The sequence below is a fragment of the Streptomyces sp. WM6378 genome (assembly GCF_001279695.1).
Taxonomy (GTDB): domain Bacteria; phylum Actinomycetota; class Actinomycetes; order Streptomycetales; family Streptomycetaceae; genus Streptomyces.
In genome coordinates this window covers 17274-32143 of sequence record NZ_LGDD01000322.1, presented here as the reverse complement: position 1 = coordinate 32143, position 14870 = coordinate 17274, and the positions used below count along the sequence as shown (strand labels likewise).

The window sequence follows — 14870 nt, the reverse complement described above, 5'->3', positions numbered from 1 at the left end:
CCGACGACGAGAGCGGCGTGCGTCAGGTGGGGCGGGTGGTGCGTGGGGAGGGTGGTCTAGCTGGGGTCACCGAGGGCGGGGAGGACCACGGCGTCGATGTAATGGCCGAGGAAGGCCCGGTCGACCGGGCGGTCCTCGATGAGCTGCCGGGCGACGAACGCGCCGACCAACATGTGTACAACATAGGACAACGCGGGGTTGTCCCCGCGGACCTCACCGCGGTCCACGGCGCGTCGCAGCACCGCGTCGAGACCGGTGATCTCCGGCTCGATGAGCAGTTCCCGCAGTGCCTGGTGGAGATCGGGGTTGTCGTGGACGGCCCGCGTCAGACCCCGCATCAGCGCGGAGTCCTTCTCCATCTTGCAGTCGTCCTCGCGGGAGACCAGCTCGCGGAAGTCGCCGCGCAGCGACCCGGTGTCGATCTCGGCGAGACTGACCGGCTTGTTGTGCCGCAGAGCGCGCGCGACCAGCTTCGGCTTGCTCCCCCACTGGCGGTAGAGGGTGGCCTTGCTGGAGCGGGTGCGGGTGGCGACGGCGTCCATGGTGAGGGCGTCGTAACCGACCTCGCGCAGCAGGTCGAGCACGGCCTCGTAGAGCTCTGCCTCGCGTTCCGGGGTGAGCCTGCCCGCCATGATCGACCTCCTCTCCTTGCACGTATTGCACGTACGAACTTCGCGTACGAACTGTGCGTACCGTACGAAGGTAACCCCGCCCCGAAGCGAAACGGAACCGTTTCGCTTGTGTCGTCGACCACAGGTGTCGGAACGGAATAAAGCGCTCCTACGAGTTGCCGCGGGCACCTCGCGCGGAAAGCATTGGGGGGTGAGTGACGACGCCGCGTACCTCCGGTTCCCGCATCTGCACGACGACTTGCTGTGCTTCGCCGCCGAGGACGACCTGTGGGTCGCCCCCCTCGTGCCTGCCGGGCACAGCCCGTCCCGCGCCTGGCGGGTCACCGTCGACCGCACCAAGGTCGGCCACCCCCGCTTCTCGCCCGACGGCAGCCAGATCGCGTACACGACCTGGCGCAGCCTCGACCCGGAGATCCATCTGGCCCCGGTGACCGGCGGCCCGGCCCGCCGGATCGGGTACTGGGGGTCCTCCGACACCCGGGTGTGCGGCTGGACGCCCGACGGCGACATCCTCGCGGTGTCCTCCCACAGCCAGCCGTTCTCGTACTTCTCCTGGGCCTACAGCGTGCCCACCGACGGCTCCCCCGGCGGAAAGCTCCCCTGGGGCCCGGTCTCCGACATCGCCGTCACCGACGTCGACGGCGAACGCCGCACCCTGCTGCTCACCGGAAAGCCGCCGCACGAGCCGGCCGCCTGGAAGCGCTACCGCGGCGGCGCCACCGGCCGCCTGTGGCTGCACGGCAGACGGCTGCTCCCCGACATCGGCGGCCACCTCGACTCGCCGATGTTCGTCGAGGGCCGCATCGCCTTCCTCTCCGACCACGAGGGCGTCGGCAACCTGTACTCCTGCCTCCCCGACGGCAGCGACCTGACCCGGCACACCGACCACGACGCCTTCTACGCCCGGCACGCCTCCAGCGACGGCCGCCGGGTCGTCTACCAGTGCGCGGGCGACCTGTGGATCGTGGACGACCTCACCCCCGACTCGGTGCCGCGCAAGCTGGACGTACGGCTCGGCGGGCCCCGCGCCGGGCGGCGCAGCTACCAGGTGCCGGCCGCCAACCACGTGGACGCGCTGTCCGTCGACACCACGGGCCGGGCCAGCGCCATCGTGGTGCGCGGCAGCCTGTACTGGCTCACCCACCGCGACGGCCCGGCCCGCACCATCGCCGACACCCCGGGCGTACGGGTCCGGCTGCCCGTGATGCTGGGCAGCGGCGGCCAGGTCGCCTACATCACCGACGCGGACGGCGAGGACGCCGTCGAGATCGCCTTCCTGCCGCGCGCCAGCGGCGAGCGCGAGCCGCGCCGCCTCGCGGCCGGCGAGCTCGGCCGGGTGCAGGAGATGGTGTCCGACCCGGACGGCGAACGCCTGGCGATCGCCGCGAACGACGGCCGCCTGCTGCTCATCGACGTCACGGAGGAGTCTGGGGGCACTTCCCGGACGGAGTCTGGGGGAGGAGAGGTCACCGAGCTCATCCGCTCCGTCAACGGCCCGGTCCGCGACCTCGCCTTCTCGCCCGACGGGGCCTGGGTGACCTGGTCGCACCCGGGGATCGGCCGCTCGCTGCGCCAGATCAAGATGGCCCGCATCTCGGGACCCGGCGCCCGCACCGTCGTGGACGTCACCAACGGCCGCTTCGAGGACGAGAACCCGGTGTTCACCAGCGACGGCCGCTACCTGGCGTTCCTGTCGTGGCGCGGCTTCGACCCGGTGTACGACGTCCACACCGGCGACCTGTCCTTCCCGCTCGGCTGCCGCCCCTACCTGGTGCCGCTGTCCTCGGCGACGCCCTCGCCGTTCGCGCTCTCGCCGGACGGGCGGCCCGCGGCGGGGGGCATGGACCCGCTCGACGACTCGGGCGACGGCACGGTGACGGTGGAGGTGGAGGGCTTGGAGAGCCGAGTCACCCCGTTCCCGGTCTCCGCCTCCAAATACTCGGCCCTCTACCCGGTATCGGGCGGCGGCCTGGTCTGGCTGCGCTGGCCCATCTCGGGCGCGCTCGGCGAGACCTTCGCCAACCCGGCCGACACCTCGGGCCGCCCCACCCTGGAACACTTCAACATCTCCAAGGCCCGCAAGACCGAACTGGTCGACCACCTCGACTACTTCGCGGTCAGCGGCGACGCCAGCCGACTCGTCGTGGTGGACGAGGGCGAACTGCGAGCGGTCCCGGCCACCGAACCCGGCGACAACGACTCCACGGTCTACCTGGACCTGCGCCGCATCCTGCACGACGTCGACCCGGCCCTGGAATGGCGCCAGGCCTACGACGAGGCGGGCCGCATCATCCGCTCCTACTTCTGGGAGCCGAAGATGTGCGGCATCGACTGGTCGGCGATCCTGGACCAGTACCGCCCGCTGGTGGAACGCGTGGCCTCCCCGGACGAGTTCGCGGACCTGCTGCGCGAAGTCCTCGGCGAACTGGGCACCTCACACGCGTACGTCACCGCCGCCCGCCGCAACGAAGGCCCCCCGCACTACCAGCGCGCGCAAGGCCTCCTCGGAGCCAACCTGGTATGCAGGGACGGGAGTTGGCAGATCCGGCGCATCCTGCCGGGTGACTCGTCCGACTCCAAGGCACGTTCCCCCCTGGCGGGCGCGGGCATCCGTGAAGGCGCGGTCCTGACCCACGTGGACGGCCGCCCGGTCGACCCGGTCGCGGGCCCGTACCCCCTGCTGGCGGGCGCGGGCGGCACGACGGTGGAGCTGACCTTCCAACCTGCCGAGGGCGAGGGAAGATCACGCAGAGTGGCCGTGGTCCCCCTGGTCGACGAACGCCCCCTGCGCTACCAGGACTGGGTGGCCAAACGCCGCGAGGTGGTACGGGAGCTGAGCGGCGGCAAGTGCGGCTACCTGCACATCCCCGACATGGGCGGCTCGGGCTGGGCCCAGTTCAACCGGGACCTGCGCCTGGAGGTGAGCCGCCCGGCCCTGATCGTGGACGTACGGGGAAACGCGGGAGGCCACATCAGCGAACTGGTGGTGGAGAAACTGACCCGCAGAATCCTGGGCTGGGACCTGACGAGGAACGCCCAGGCGGTGTCGTACGCGTCGAACGCGCCGCGGGGCCCGGTGGTCGCGCTGGCCGACGAGGCCACGTCCTCGGACGGCGACATGATCACGGCGGCGTTCCGCCTCCTCAAGCTCGGCCCGGTGGTGGGCCAGCGCACCTGGGGCGGGGTGGTCGGCATGACGGGCCGTCACACCCTGGGTGACGGAACGGTCATCACGGTGCCGATGAACGCGGCGTGGTTCGACGAGTACGGGTGGTCCGTGGAGAACCACGGGGTGGAACCGGACCTGGAGATCCTGCGCACCCCCCTGGACTGGGCGGAGGGCCGCCACGCCCAACTGGACGACGCGGTCCGCCTGGCCCTGGACCTCCTGACCCTCCACCCGGCGTCGGCACCACCGGGCTATGCGACAACGCCGAACCTCCAGCGCCCCAAGCTGCCACCGCGGGGGGTGGGGGGCTGAGGGTGCCACGGGGTGCCCCAACCCCGCAGCGTTCTCGGCCTGCGGACCGGGGGTGCGGGGTTGCGCAGTTCCCCGCGCCCCTAGCAGCCTCATTGCTGGCCGGCACCGGCATCTTCAGCCCGTCATGGGGGTCCCCCCTGGCCCTTGAGGCCTTGGGGGAGATTGAGGACGAGCGCCCTTGAGGCGCGAACGGGGTCTGGGGCGGAGCCCCAGGAGACAAGTTCAGCCCATCCACACCCCCCGGAGGGTCTAGGGAAGGGGCGGGGTGGGGAGAGTCCCCCGGGCCTCCTCGTCCGCCGCCCCGCCCGCGCCGACCAGCCCCCGCCCAACCCCCTTGAGCCGCGGCTCGAAGCGCCGCATCTCCCGAGCCCCCACCGCCCCGATCACCCCCGGCAAATACCCCCGCACGGACTGCATCCCCCGCAACCACCACTGCGCGTACACGTGCGAGGACCGCCGCTCGATCCCCGCGACGATGCGATCGACGGCGGGCCCCAGCGGATACGTCCGGTTCGAAGGCCACGGCAGCCGGGACCGCAGCTCCCGCATCACCTCGTCCTGGTCGGCGCCCCGCACCATGTCCGTATCCGTCCACGACAGATACCCGACCCCGACCCGCACCCCCTTGTAGCCCACCTCCGCCCGCAGGCTGTGCGCGAACGCCTCGACCCCGGACTTGGAGGCGCAGTACGCCGTCATCATCGGCGCCGGGGTGATCGCCGCGAGGGAGGCGATCTGGAGGAAGTACCCGCGCGACTCCATCAGTACGGGCAGGAAGGCGCGAGCCGTCACGGCCCCGCCGATGAGGTTGACCTCGATGACGCGGCGCCACGCGTCCGGGTCGGAGTCGACGAACGGGCCCCCGGAGGCGACCCCCGCGTTGGCGACGACGATGTCGACCTTCCCGAACCGCTCCTTGACCTCACCCGCGACCCGCGCCATCGCCGCGTGGTCGGTGACGTCCGCGTACCAGGACTCGGCCTCGGTGTGCAGCCGCGCCGCTACCCGCTTCAGCTCGTCGGGTTCGAGCCCGACGAGCGCGACCTTGGCGCCGCGCGCCGACAGCTTGCGCGCGAGGAGTTCGCCGACGCCGCGCGCGGCTCCGGTGACGACCGCGACCTGCCCTTGCAGACTGACCCTGCTCATACGGCACGCTCCTCGGCGTCGGCGGCGGGGGCCACGAGATGCGCGGCCACCAGTGCGCGGATCTTCTCGGTGATGAACTCGGGCGCCTCGACGGGCGTCATGTGCCCGACGCCGGTGAGGACGTCGAGCGAGCGGCAGTCGGGCAGCCCGGCCGCGATCCGCTCCGCGTGCACGGGCGGCGTGAGCCGGTCCACGCGGCCGGCCACGACAGCGGTGGGCACCATCAACTCCCGTACGAGCAGACCGAGTTCGAGCTCGGCCAGCACGTGGGACCAGTTCTGGCGCACATCGCGCGGGCAGGCGTGCACGATGCGGGCGCACGCCTCGACCTTGTCGGGCGCGGCCCCGGGCCCCATCGTCGCGTACCGCAGGACCTTCTTGGCGAGCGGAGTGACCGGCCCGAGCGGCGCCCCCGAGCCAAGGACGCGCCGGGTGAGCCCGGTACGTATCCTCCCCGCCCGCATCGGCACCACCCGCGACTCGGCCACGAGGCGCGAGGCGCCCGTGCTGCACAGCAGGACCGCCGCCGCGTGCTCGCGAAGGCCGGCCCGTCCGGCGGCCGCCATGAGGGTCATGCCGCCCATGGAGTGCCCGGCGAGCACGGCCCGTTCACCCGGCGCGAGCGTCGCGGCGAGCACCGCTTCGAGATCGTCGGCGAGCGCCTCGGTGGTGCAGGAGGAGCCGGCGGGCGTACGCCCGTGCCCGCGCTGGTCGTACGCGATGACCCGGCACTCGCCGGACAGCGCCCGGATCTGCGCCGCCCAGAACGCGGTCGAGCAGGTCCAGCCGTGCGCGAGGACGACGGCGGGCGCGTCCGCGGGCCCGTGCACCTCGACGTGCAGCGGGGTGCCGTCGGCGGAGCGGGCGGTGAGCTCGCGCTCGGCGACGGGGGGCGCGTACACCCCGGCCCGCACGGCCCCGACCCGGCTCACGCGGACACCGCCGGAGCTTCCGCGGACTCCCGCACCGGGGCGCGTACGACCTCGTACTCCCCCAGGTCCACCTCACGGGTCGCGCGGCGGAACTCGCCGGTGGTGCCCGGCCAGACGGTGGTGTTGCGGCCGGCCGCGTCGAGGTACCAGCTGGTGCAGCCGCCGGTGTTCCACACGGTCCGCTTCATGCGTTCCTGCACCCGCCGGTTCCAGGCGCCGACGGCGGACGGCCGGGCGGCGAGCGCGACGCGGCCGCCGAGCACGTTCAGCTGCCGCAGGTAGTCGGCCATGTAGTTGAGCTGGGACTCGATCATCAAAATCATGGAGGAGTTCCCGAGGCCGGTGTTGGGCCCGATGATGGTCATCCAGTTGGGGAACCCGGCGGCGGTCGCCCCGCGCAGCGACTGCATGCCGTCCTTCCACGACTCGGCGAGCGTGTGCCCCTCGGCGCCGACGACACGGTCGGCGATCGGCATGTCGGTGACGTGGAACCCGGTGCCGAAGATGATCGCGTCGACCTCGGCCCCGGTGCCGTCGGCGGCGACGACGGTGGACCCGCGCACCTCGGCGAGCCCGGAGGCGACGAGGTCGACATTGGGCTCGGCGAGCGCCGGATAGTACGAGCTGGAGAGCAGGATCCGCTTGCAGCCGATGCGATAGTCCGGGGTCAGCTTGGCCCGGGTGGCAGGGTCCTTGATGGCGCGGGCCATGTTGGACTTGGCGAGCGACTCGATGAGGCCGAGTTCGTCGGGCCTCTTGGTGAACGCGCTGACCTGCAACTCCCGTATGCCCCACAGGAGTCCACGCCGGGCGGCCCCGGTGAACGGCAGCTGACGGTGCAGCCAGCGCTCGACTCCCGTGATTTCACGGTCCATCCGCGGCATCACCCAGGGCGGCGTGCGCTGGAAGAGCGTGAGCCGGGCGACGTCGGGCTGGATGGACGGCACGATCTGAATCGCCGAGGCCCCCGTGCCGACCATGGCGACCCGCTTGCCGCGCAGGTCGTAGTCGTGGTCCCAGCGGGCGGAGTGGAACACCTTGCCGGGGAAGGTGGAGAGCCCCGGAATCTCCGGCGTCTTGGGATCGGAGAGCGGCCCGGTGGCGGAGACGACGACGTCAGCGGTGAGCGTGACCCCATTGGCCACCTCGATCTCCCACCACAACTCCTGCGCGTCCCACCGCATCATGGTGACTTCGTGATCGAGACGGATGTGGGGCCGCAGCCGGAAGACGTCGGCGACGTGCTCCAGATAGGCGCGGATGTGCTCCTGCCCGGAGAAGGTGCGGGGCCAGTCGGGGTTGGGCGCGAAGGAGAAGGAGTAGAGGTGCGAGGGCACGTCGCAGGCGCACCCCGGGTAGCTGTTGTCGCGCCAGGTGCCGCCGACGGAACCGGCCCGCTCCAGGACGACGAAGTCGGTGATCCCCTCGCGCCGCAGCCGAACCGCCGCCCCGAGCCCGCCGAACCCCGACCCGATCACCGCCACACGCACATGCTCGCGCTCGTGCTGGCCCATGCCACCGCCTCCAATTCCGCCAGTAATCACTGGCACTGTTGGGAGGGTAGAGCAGTCGCATACCGAGCGGTAGGGGTACGGGCGGGGAAAGTTACCGCCGGTACAACTCGTCGGTGCGGGGCGCTGGTCACCGCATAGGCTGACGTGGTGGCAGAAGACCAGGCAAGTGAGGGCGTCGGCGGCGGCAGGGCGTCGGGGCGGGGTGAGCCGACCGACGGCACCCGCGAGTACCGCATGGCGGAGCTGGCCCAGAAGGCCGGCATCACCGAACGCACCCTGCGCTTCTACCGCGAGCGCGGCCTGATCCCGCCGCCGCGCCGGGAGGGCCGCATCGCCTGGTACGACGACCACCACCTGGCCCGCCTGCGCACGATCTCCGCACTCCTGGAGCGAGGCCACACCCTGTCCGGCATCGCGGACCTGACCTCGGCCTTCGAGTCGGGCCGGAACGCGGGCGAGGCGCTGGGCCTGGTGGAGCCGACCGAGGAGACCCCGGTGCGCCTGACCCCTCAGGCGCTGGCCGACCACTTCGCGGGCGAGGTCACCCCCGAGAACCTGGCGGCCGCGCTGGACCTGGGCTACCTGGCCGTCTCGGGCGAGGAGATCGTCCACATCAGCCGCCGCCTCCTGGACGTCTCGGCCTCCCTGGTCCGCGAGGGCGTCCCGCTGGCGGCGGTCCTGGCGGCCGGCCGCGAAGTCCGCGACCACGCCGACGCCCTGGCCGCCCTGTTCACCGACCTCCTGCACACCCACGCGGCCCCGGAAGACGCCAAACGCCTGCGCCCCCTGGCCAAGGCGGTGGTGGACGCGGAGCTGTCCCTGGCCCTGGACCGGCGGCTTTCGCGGGAGCCCTGAGGGGACCGGACATCCCAACCCCCCTGGACGCCGGGCCCTACAGGTCGTAAGCCACCGTCACGGGCGCATGATCGCTCCACCGCTCCCCGTGCGTCGCGGCCCGCTCGACGAAGCCCTTCACGGCGCGCTCGGCGAGGCCGGGGGTCGTGACCTGGTAGTCGATCCGCCAGCCCGTGTCGTTGTCGAAGGCGCGGCCGCGGTAGGACCACCACGAGTACGGGCCCTCGACGTCCGGGTGCAGGGCGCGCATCACGTCGACGTAGCCGCCGTCCGCCGCGTCGAAGACCCGCGTCATCCACTCCCGCTCCTCGGGCAGGAAGCCGGAGTTCTTCTTGTTGCCCTTCCAGTTCTTGAGGTCGGCCTCCTGGTGGGCGATGTTCCAGTCGCCGCAGACCACGACCTCGCGCCCGTCGGCGGCGGCCCGCGCCTTCAGGTCCTTGAGGTACTCCAGGAACTCCGCCATGAAGCGGATCTTCTCGTCCTGCCGCTCGGTGCCGACCTCGCCGGAGGGCAGGTACAGCGAAGCGACGGTCACGCCGGGCAGGTCCGCCTCGATGTAGCGCCCGCTGCCGTCGAACTCCGCGCTCCCGAACCCGGTCCGCACCCGGTCCGGCTCGCGCCGGGTGAGCAGGGACACACCGGCCCGGCCCTTGGCGGCGGCCGGCGCGTGCGCGGCGAACCAGCCCTCGGGCGCGCCGGCCTCGGCGGGCAGCTGGTGGGGCTCGGCCCGCACTTCCTGCAGGCAGATCACGTCGGCCCCGGTTCCCCCGAGCCACTCCACGAAGCCCTTCTTGGCGGCGGCCCGCAGCCCGTTTACATTCACAGAGGTAACAGTGAGCATCCCGGCACCCTACCCACCCGGCACGGTCCGACCTTCGCATAGAAGTACGCTATAGCGCATGAATATCCACCAGCTCGGCTACGACCACCCCGACGCCGTGAAGCTCAACGACCAGGTCCAGCTCGAATACGCCGAGCGGTACGGGGACGAGGGCGACGTCACACCCCTGGACGCCGCGATGTTCCTGCCCCCGCGCGGCCTGTACCTGATCGCGTACGACGCCGAGGGGCGCCCGGTGGCCACCGGCGGCTGGCGCAGCCAGGAGGCCAACGAGGAGAACTACCGCGACGGCGACGCCGAGCTGAAGCGCATGTACGTCGTCCCCGAGGCCCGGGGCCTGGGCCTGGCCCGCCGCATACTCGCCGCTCTGGAGGCCGACGCCCGCGCGGCCGGCCGCACCCGCATGGTCCTGGAGACCGGCATAAAGCAACCCGAGGCGATCACCCTGTACGCCTCGACGGGCTACGAACCCTGCGAAAAGTTCGGCCACTACCGCACGTACGACACGAGCCGCTGCTTCGCGAAGCCGCTCACGGGTGCCTGACCCCTGACCCGGAGGCTCTGCTCAGCCACCCCCGGAAACGACGAGATCCCGCCCGATCGTGATGATCGGACGGGATCTCGCTGTTGTTGTGGACCTGAGGGGATTCGAACCCCTGACCCCCTCGATGCGAACGAGGTGCGCTACCGGACTGCGCCACAGGCCCTTGCAACGAGTGAAACCTTAGCACCCGGATGGGAGTGCTTGGAAATCCGTTCCCCGCTGGTCAGCGAGAGCGGGGTCATTCGTTGGCGGCGCGGGGGCGGTCGTCGTCCGCGTACTGGTCGAAGAGCGGGGTGCGGTGGCGACTTGGGCCCGTGCGCTGCCTCGGGGGCGGGTCGGCGGCGGGCGGCGCCGGGGTGGGATCGGCGGTCGAGGAGCGGGCCGAGGACCACGTGTCGGGGGCGCCCAGGTCGATGCTGCCGGTGGCGCGCGGGGCGACCGGCGCGGTGACGTAGGTGGGCAGCGGGACCGGGACCGGGTCCCAGCTGGCGCCGCGTTCGGGGCCGCGCTCGCGCTGTTGGTCGACCCACTCCTGGTGGTCGGTCTGCTCGACCAGGGCGCGCCGGCCGGCCTCCTGCGGGGAGAGGGCCGGGGCGGGCGCGGGCTCGGGCACGGGGGCCGGCTGGTGGGACTCCGCGTCGTCGTCGGCCTCGGCGCCCGGCGCCGTGGCCCTGGCGCGCGGCCGGCTCTCGCGCAGCCGCTGGGCGGCGGCCTCGGCGCGGCGGCGGTCCATGGTGAAGGCGAAGCGCCGCCGCTCCTGGATCCGCAGGTGCACGATGTACGCGCTCAGCAGGGCGGCCGGCGCGGCCGGTGCCCACAGGAAGCCGAGTCCGCCGACCGCCGCGACGACCGCGCCCAGCGTGAACGCGAGGAAGAGGACGACGGTGGTGCGCCGGCGTCGGGCGAGCACCGCGCTGCGCTGGGCGCGCCGGGCCCGCTCCGCCGAGGTGAAGTTCGCGGGACGCGCACGCCGCGGCTCCGGGGGTTCCGGCCGCTCGCGCCGCTCCTGCCGCTCGGGCCGGGCCGCGCGGGCCGGGGGCACGCCGAATTCCCGGGCGCCGGTGGACTCCCCCGGGGTGGCGAGGGGTTCCGTCAGGGCGTCCGGAGGGGTCGCGGGGGGCGCCTCGGGCGCTGCCTCGTCGGTTGCCCGCTGACTCAGCTCCTTGGCGTACCGGCGCTCCATGGCCGACCGTCCGGACAGCAGCCGGATGGCGGTGCTGAAGCGTTCCGTCGGACGGGCCTCGTTGAGCTCGTCCTGCCTGCGGAGCCACATCGGCACCAAGTAGGCGGCCCAGGCCCCGACGATGACTGCGTAAATGAGGCCGCTGCTGCTCACACACCACACCGTAGAGGGACGGGCGCGCGGGGATACGCCAATTGAGCCGGTGTGTCGCACGATCTGGCTGATATCACCGGCTTTTTTTGTGATTTCTCGGATCGTTCGACGGGAGAGAGGGATCAGATCCCGATCGAATTCGAACGTTTATTTCATTTCCCGGTGTTTCCCGTGTTCCCGTGCTGCGACTCGCGGGCCCGCCGCCACCGGGCGAGGAGCCCGTCGGGGACTTCCTCCGCGGTGAGCGCGTACACCAGGTGATCGCGCCACGCGCCGTCGATGTGCAGATAGCGCGGGCGCAGCCCCTCCTCGCGGAAACCGAGCTTTTCCACCACCCGGCGGCTCGGCGCGTTCTCGGGGCGAATGCAGACCTCCATGCGGTGCAGCCCGACCGTGCGGAAGCAGTGGTCGGTGACGAGCGCGACGGCCGTCGGCATCACGCCCCGGCCCGCCACGTCACGGTCCACCCAGTACCCGACGTGGCCCGAGCACATCGAGCCCCAGGTGATCCCGGCGACCGTCAACTGGCCCACCAGGCGGCCCTGGTACTCGATGACGAACGGCAGCATGCGGCCCGCGTTGGCCTCGGCGCGCAGGTGGCGGACCATCTGGCGGTAGGTGGGGCGCTGGGCGAAGGGCACGCCGGCCGCGGGCGGCGGGATCGTCGCCTCCCAGGGCCGCAGCCAGTCGCGGTTGCGCCGGTTGACCTCGCGCCAGGCCCGTTGGTCGCGCAGCTTTATGGGGCGGAGGACCACATCGCCCTCCGCGAGCTCGACCGGCCAGGAAGGAACGTTCAGCTCGGGCTCCCCGCGGGTCTCGGGTGGTCGCCGCCGCGGATCTGGTCCACGGCGTGCCGCAGGATCCGCTCCAGGACGGCGAGTCCGTCGCGTACGCCGCCGGTGGAGCCCGGCAGGTTGACGATCAGGGTGCGCCCGCCGGCCACTCCGGCCAGGCCTCGCGAGAGGGCTGCGGTGGGGACCTTGGCCAGGCCCTCGGCGCGGATGGCCTCGGGGATGCCGGGCACGTCGTAGTCGATGACCCGGCGGGTGGCGTCGGGGGTGCGGTCGGTGGGCGAAACGCCGGTGCCGCCGGTCGTGACGATCACGTCGTACCCGGCGGCCGCTCCCGCGCGCAGCGCCTGCTCGACCGGGTCGCCGTCGGGCACCACGAGCGGGCCGTCCACGGCGAAGCCGATCGCGGCGAGGCCCCCGGCGAGCAGCGGGCCGCCTGTATCCGCGTACACCCCGGCGGCCGCCCGGTTGGAGGCGGTGACGACGAGGGCCGCGTACGGAGCCCGAAGCGCCTCGCCGAGCCCTTCGCCGCCCGGGGGGAAGGGCACCGCGGCCTGCGGGCCGGGCCTCGGCGGGGTCGTAGCGGGCTGAGGGGGCTGAGGGGGCGTCATGCTCCGGCCGCCTCGGGCCGGTTCCAGTCGCCGGACTTGCCGCCGGTCTTCTCCTCGACCCGGATGTCGGTGATCACGGCGGCCTTGTCGACCGCCTTGACCATGTCGACGACGGTGAGCGCGGCCACCGAAACCGCGGTCAGCGCTTCCATCTCGACGCCGGTGCGGTCCGTGGTCTTCACCGTCGCGAGGATCTCCACCGCGTCGTCGGCCACCGACAGGTCGAGCTTCACGCCCGAGACCGCGAGGGGGTGACACAGCGGGATGAGGTCGGGGGTGCGCTTGGCGCCCATGATCCCGGCGATGCGTGCGGTGGCCAGGGCGTCGCCCTTGGGGACGCCCTCGCCGCGCAGGAGCTCCACGACACGCGGCGAGACGAGCACGCGGCCGCTCGCGCGGGCGGTGCGTGCGGTGACGTCCTTCTCGGAGACGTCGACCATGCGGGCCGCCCCCGCCTCGTCGATGTGCGTGAGCCTGCCTTGCGTCGTACTCATTCGGTGGCGCTCCCGGTACGGCTTCTGTGGGCAGACACCGTACCCCCACCGACTGACACTCAGCCGAGCAGGACCACGTCCACCTCGCTGTCGGGCTCCGCCGACGTGGTGTCCTCGGGCAGCACGATCAGGCAGTCGGCCTGCGCGAGCGCCGCGATCAGATGCGATCCGGAGCCGCCGACCGGGCGGACGGTGCCCGCCTCGGCGTCGTAGGTGCCGCGCAGGAACTGGCGCCGGTCCGCGGGCGAGGACAGTGCCTTGTCGGCCTTCAGGACGGCGCGCGCGGTCGGCCGGTGGACGTCGTGGAGGCCCATCAGGGTGCGGATCGCGGGGCGTACGAACAGCTCGAAGGAGACGTACGAGGACACCGGGTTGCCGGGCAGGGCGAGCAGCGGGGTGTGGTCGGGGCCGATGGAGCCGAAGCCCTGGGGCTTGCCGGGCTGCATCTTCAGCTTGCGGAAGTCGATGCCGCTGCCCGGCTCGTCCTCGTCTCCCACGGAGGACAGCGCCTCCTTGACGACGTCGTACGCGCCGACGCTGACCCCGCCGGTGGTGACCAGGAGGTCGGCGCGGATCAGCTGGTCCTCGATGGTGTCGCGCAGGACGGCCGCGTCGTCGGTGACCGCGCCGACCCGGTAGGAGATGGCGCCCGCGTCCCGGGCGGCGGCCGCCAGCGCGAAGCTGTTGGAGTCGTAGATCTGGCCCGCGCCCAACTCCTCGCCGGGCTGCACCAGTTCACTGCCGGTGGAGAGCACGACCACGCGCGGGCGCGGCCGTACGGTGACCGTGCCTCGGCCGATGGCTGCGAGCAGGCCGATCTGGGGCGGGCCGAGCACGGTGCCGGCCGTCAGGGCGAGGTCGCCCACCTGGACGTCGCTGCCGCGCGCGCGGACGTGGGCGCGGGCCTCGGCCGGGCGGTTCACCCGCACTTCGCCGCTGGCCCCTTCGGGGGCGTCTCCCGCGGGGCGCATGGTGGTGGCGGCTCCCCGGCCGGTCCCGCCGTCGGTCCACTCGACGGGGACGACGGCCTCGGCGCCGGGCGGCAGCGGGGCGCCGGTCATGATCCGGGCGGCCTGGCCGGGGCCCACGGTGGGCAGTTCACCACTGCCCGCCGCGACGTCGCCGATGACGGTGAGCACCGCGGGGAACTCCCCGCTGGCGCCCGCGACATCGGCGACCCGCACCGCGTACCCGTCCATCGAGCTGTTGTCGAAGGGCGGCAGGGCGACGGACACCGTGACGTCCTCGACCAGGACGCAGCCCTGGGCGTCGGGCAGTTGCAGCTCGATCGGTTCGAGCGGCCTGACCGCGGCGAGGATGTCGTCCAGGTGCTCGTCCACCGACCAGATCGTGTTGCTCACGGGTGCCTACATCTCCTCGGTGACGTACCGGCGAAGCCAGGCCTTGAAGTCCGGGCCCAGGTCTTCACGTTCGCACGCCAGTCTGACAATGGCTCGCAGATAGTCTCCGCGATCGCCGGTGTCATAGCGACGGCCCTTGAAGACGACGCCGTGCACGGGGCCGCCGATCGACTCGTCGGCGGCCAGCTGCTGGAGGGCGTCGGTGAGCTGGATCTCGCCGCCGCGGCCCGGCTCGGTGGTGCGCAGCACGTCGAAGACGGCCGGGTCCAGGACGTAGCGGCCGATGACGGCGAGGTTGGAGGGCGCCTCGGCCGCCTCCGGCTTCTCGACCA

The 14870-nt window shown here is 72.4% G+C and carries 13 protein-coding genes, 1 tRNA gene and 1 pseudogene (1 of these 15 only partly in view); 3 read left to right on the top strand and 12 right to left on the bottom strand.

The window, feature by feature from the left end:
- Positions 1–56: 56 nt before the first annotated feature.
- Positions 57–632: a TetR/AcrR family transcriptional regulator gene (locus tag ADK54_RS33810; protein ID WP_053729608.1), complete on the bottom strand. Its 576-nt coding sequence runs from the start codon at positions 630–632 to the stop codon at positions 57–59.
- Positions 633–822: 190 nt separating this feature from the next.
- Between ADK54_RS33810 and ADK54_RS33805 the strand changes: the two genes are divergently transcribed.
- A complete protein-coding gene (locus ADK54_RS33805) occupies positions 823–4113 on the top strand; it encodes a S41 family peptidase (RefSeq protein WP_053729607.1) in 3291 nt (1096 codons plus the stop codon).
- A gap of 249 nt (positions 4114–4362) precedes the next feature.
- On the opposite strand, the gene ADK54_RS33800 is transcribed toward ADK54_RS33805, so the two are convergent.
- From ADK54_RS33800 to ADK54_RS33790, 3 genes are read right to left on the bottom strand one after another with little or no spacing between them, the layout of a single operon-like run.
- A complete protein-coding gene (locus tag ADK54_RS33800) occupies positions 4363–5259 on the bottom strand; it encodes an SDR family oxidoreductase (protein WP_053729606.1) in 897 nt (298 codons plus the stop codon).
- Positions 5256–6191, bottom strand: a complete 936-nt coding sequence (locus tag ADK54_RS33795; RefSeq protein WP_053729605.1) for an alpha/beta fold hydrolase — start codon at positions 6189–6191, stop codon at positions 5256–5258. Before ADK54_RS33795 ends, ADK54_RS33800 begins: the two co-directional genes overlap by 4 nt.
- The gene (locus ADK54_RS33790) at positions 6188–7705 is read right to left on the bottom strand and encodes a flavin-containing monooxygenase (RefSeq protein ID WP_053729604.1); all 1518 of its coding nucleotides are present in this window, start codon (positions 7703–7705) and stop codon (positions 6188–6190) included. The genes ADK54_RS33795 and ADK54_RS33790 overlap by 4 nt, the downstream gene beginning before the upstream one ends.
- A gap of 234 nt (positions 7706–7939) precedes the next feature.
- Between ADK54_RS33790 and ADK54_RS33785 the strand changes: the two genes are divergently transcribed.
- Positions 7940–8560: a MerR family transcriptional regulator gene (locus tag ADK54_RS33785; protein WP_053729641.1), complete on the top strand. Its 621-nt coding sequence runs from the start codon at positions 7940–7942 to the stop codon at positions 8558–8560.
- A 37-nt stretch (positions 8561–8597) separates the two neighbouring features.
- Here ADK54_RS33785 and ADK54_RS33780 read toward each other — a convergent pair whose 3' ends face one another.
- Positions 8598–9401, bottom strand: a complete 804-nt coding sequence (locus ADK54_RS33780) for an exodeoxyribonuclease III (RefSeq protein ID WP_053729603.1) — start codon at positions 9399–9401, stop codon at positions 8598–8600.
- 58 nt (positions 9402–9459) lie between these two features.
- Between ADK54_RS33780 and ADK54_RS33775 the strand changes: the two genes are divergently transcribed.
- Positions 9460–9945, top strand: coding sequence for a GNAT family N-acetyltransferase (locus tag ADK54_RS33775; RefSeq protein WP_053729602.1), 486 nt, complete (start codon positions 9460–9462; stop codon positions 9943–9945).
- An 89-nt stretch (positions 9946–10034) separates the two neighbouring features.
- Here ADK54_RS33775 and ADK54_RS33770 read toward each other — a convergent pair.
- The 7 genes and pseudogenes from ADK54_RS33770 to galU all read right to left on the bottom strand — a co-directional run.
- A tRNA-Ala gene (locus tag ADK54_RS33770) sits at positions 10035–10108 on the bottom strand.
- 75 nt (positions 10109–10183) lie between these two features.
- Positions 10184–11281, bottom strand: a complete 1098-nt coding sequence (gene glpR, locus ADK54_RS33765; protein WP_053729601.1) for a gephyrin-like molybdotransferase receptor GlpR — start codon at positions 11279–11281, stop codon at positions 10184–10186.
- A gap of 152 nt (positions 11282–11433) precedes the next feature.
- A complete protein-coding gene (locus ADK54_RS33760; RefSeq protein WP_053729600.1) occupies positions 11434–12078 on the bottom strand; it encodes a GNAT family N-acetyltransferase in 645 nt (214 codons plus the stop codon).
- The gene (locus ADK54_RS33755) at positions 12075–12683 is read right to left on the bottom strand and encodes a MogA/MoaB family molybdenum cofactor biosynthesis protein (protein ID WP_078966826.1); all 609 of its coding nucleotides are present in this window, start codon (positions 12681–12683) and stop codon (positions 12075–12077) included. Before ADK54_RS33755 ends, ADK54_RS33760 begins: the two co-directional genes overlap by 4 nt.
- A complete protein-coding gene (moaC, locus tag ADK54_RS33750) occupies positions 12680–13177 on the bottom strand; it encodes a cyclic pyranopterin monophosphate synthase MoaC (RefSeq protein ID WP_053729598.1) in 498 nt (165 codons plus the stop codon). The genes ADK54_RS33755 and moaC overlap by 4 nt, the downstream gene beginning before the upstream one ends.
- A 59-nt stretch (positions 13178–13236) precedes the next feature.
- Positions 13237–14538, bottom strand: coding sequence for a gephyrin-like molybdotransferase Glp (glp, locus tag ADK54_RS33745; protein ID WP_053729597.1), 1302 nt, complete (start codon positions 14536–14538; stop codon positions 13237–13239).
- A gap of 6 nt (positions 14539–14544) precedes the next feature.
- A pseudogene (gene galU, locus ADK54_RS33740) lies at positions 14545–14870 on the bottom strand (UTP--glucose-1-phosphate uridylyltransferase GalU) (it continues 569 nt past the right edge of the window).

Coding starts and splice junctions, on each gene's coding strand:
- ADK54_RS33780 (WP_053729603.1), bottom strand. CDS start 9,401: ATGCTCACTGTTACCTCTGTGAATGTAAACGGGCTGCGGGCCGCCGCC.
- ADK54_RS33790 (WP_053729604.1), bottom strand. CDS start 7,705: ATGGGCCAGCACGAGCGCGAGCATGTGCGTGTGGCGGTGATCGGGTCG.
- ADK54_RS33775 (WP_053729602.1), top strand. CDS start 9,460: ATGAATATCCACCAGCTCGGCTACGACCACCCCGACGCCGTGAAGCTC.
- ADK54_RS33755 (WP_078966826.1), bottom strand. CDS start 12,683: ATGACGCCCCCTCAGCCCCCTCAGCCCGCTACGACCCCGCCGAGGCCC.
- moaC (WP_053729598.1), bottom strand. CDS start 13,177: ATGAGTACGACGCAAGGCAGGCTCACGCACATCGACGAGGCGGGGGCG.
- ADK54_RS33810 (WP_053729608.1), bottom strand. CDS start 632: ATGGCGGGCAGGCTCACCCCGGAACGCGAGGCAGAGCTCTACGAGGCC.
- ADK54_RS33800 (WP_053729606.1), bottom strand. CDS start 5,259: ATGAGCAGGGTCAGTCTGCAAGGGCAGGTCGCGGTCGTCACCGGAGCC.
- ADK54_RS33785 (WP_053729641.1), top strand. CDS start 7,940: ATGGCGGAGCTGGCCCAGAAGGCCGGCATCACCGAACGCACCCTGCGC.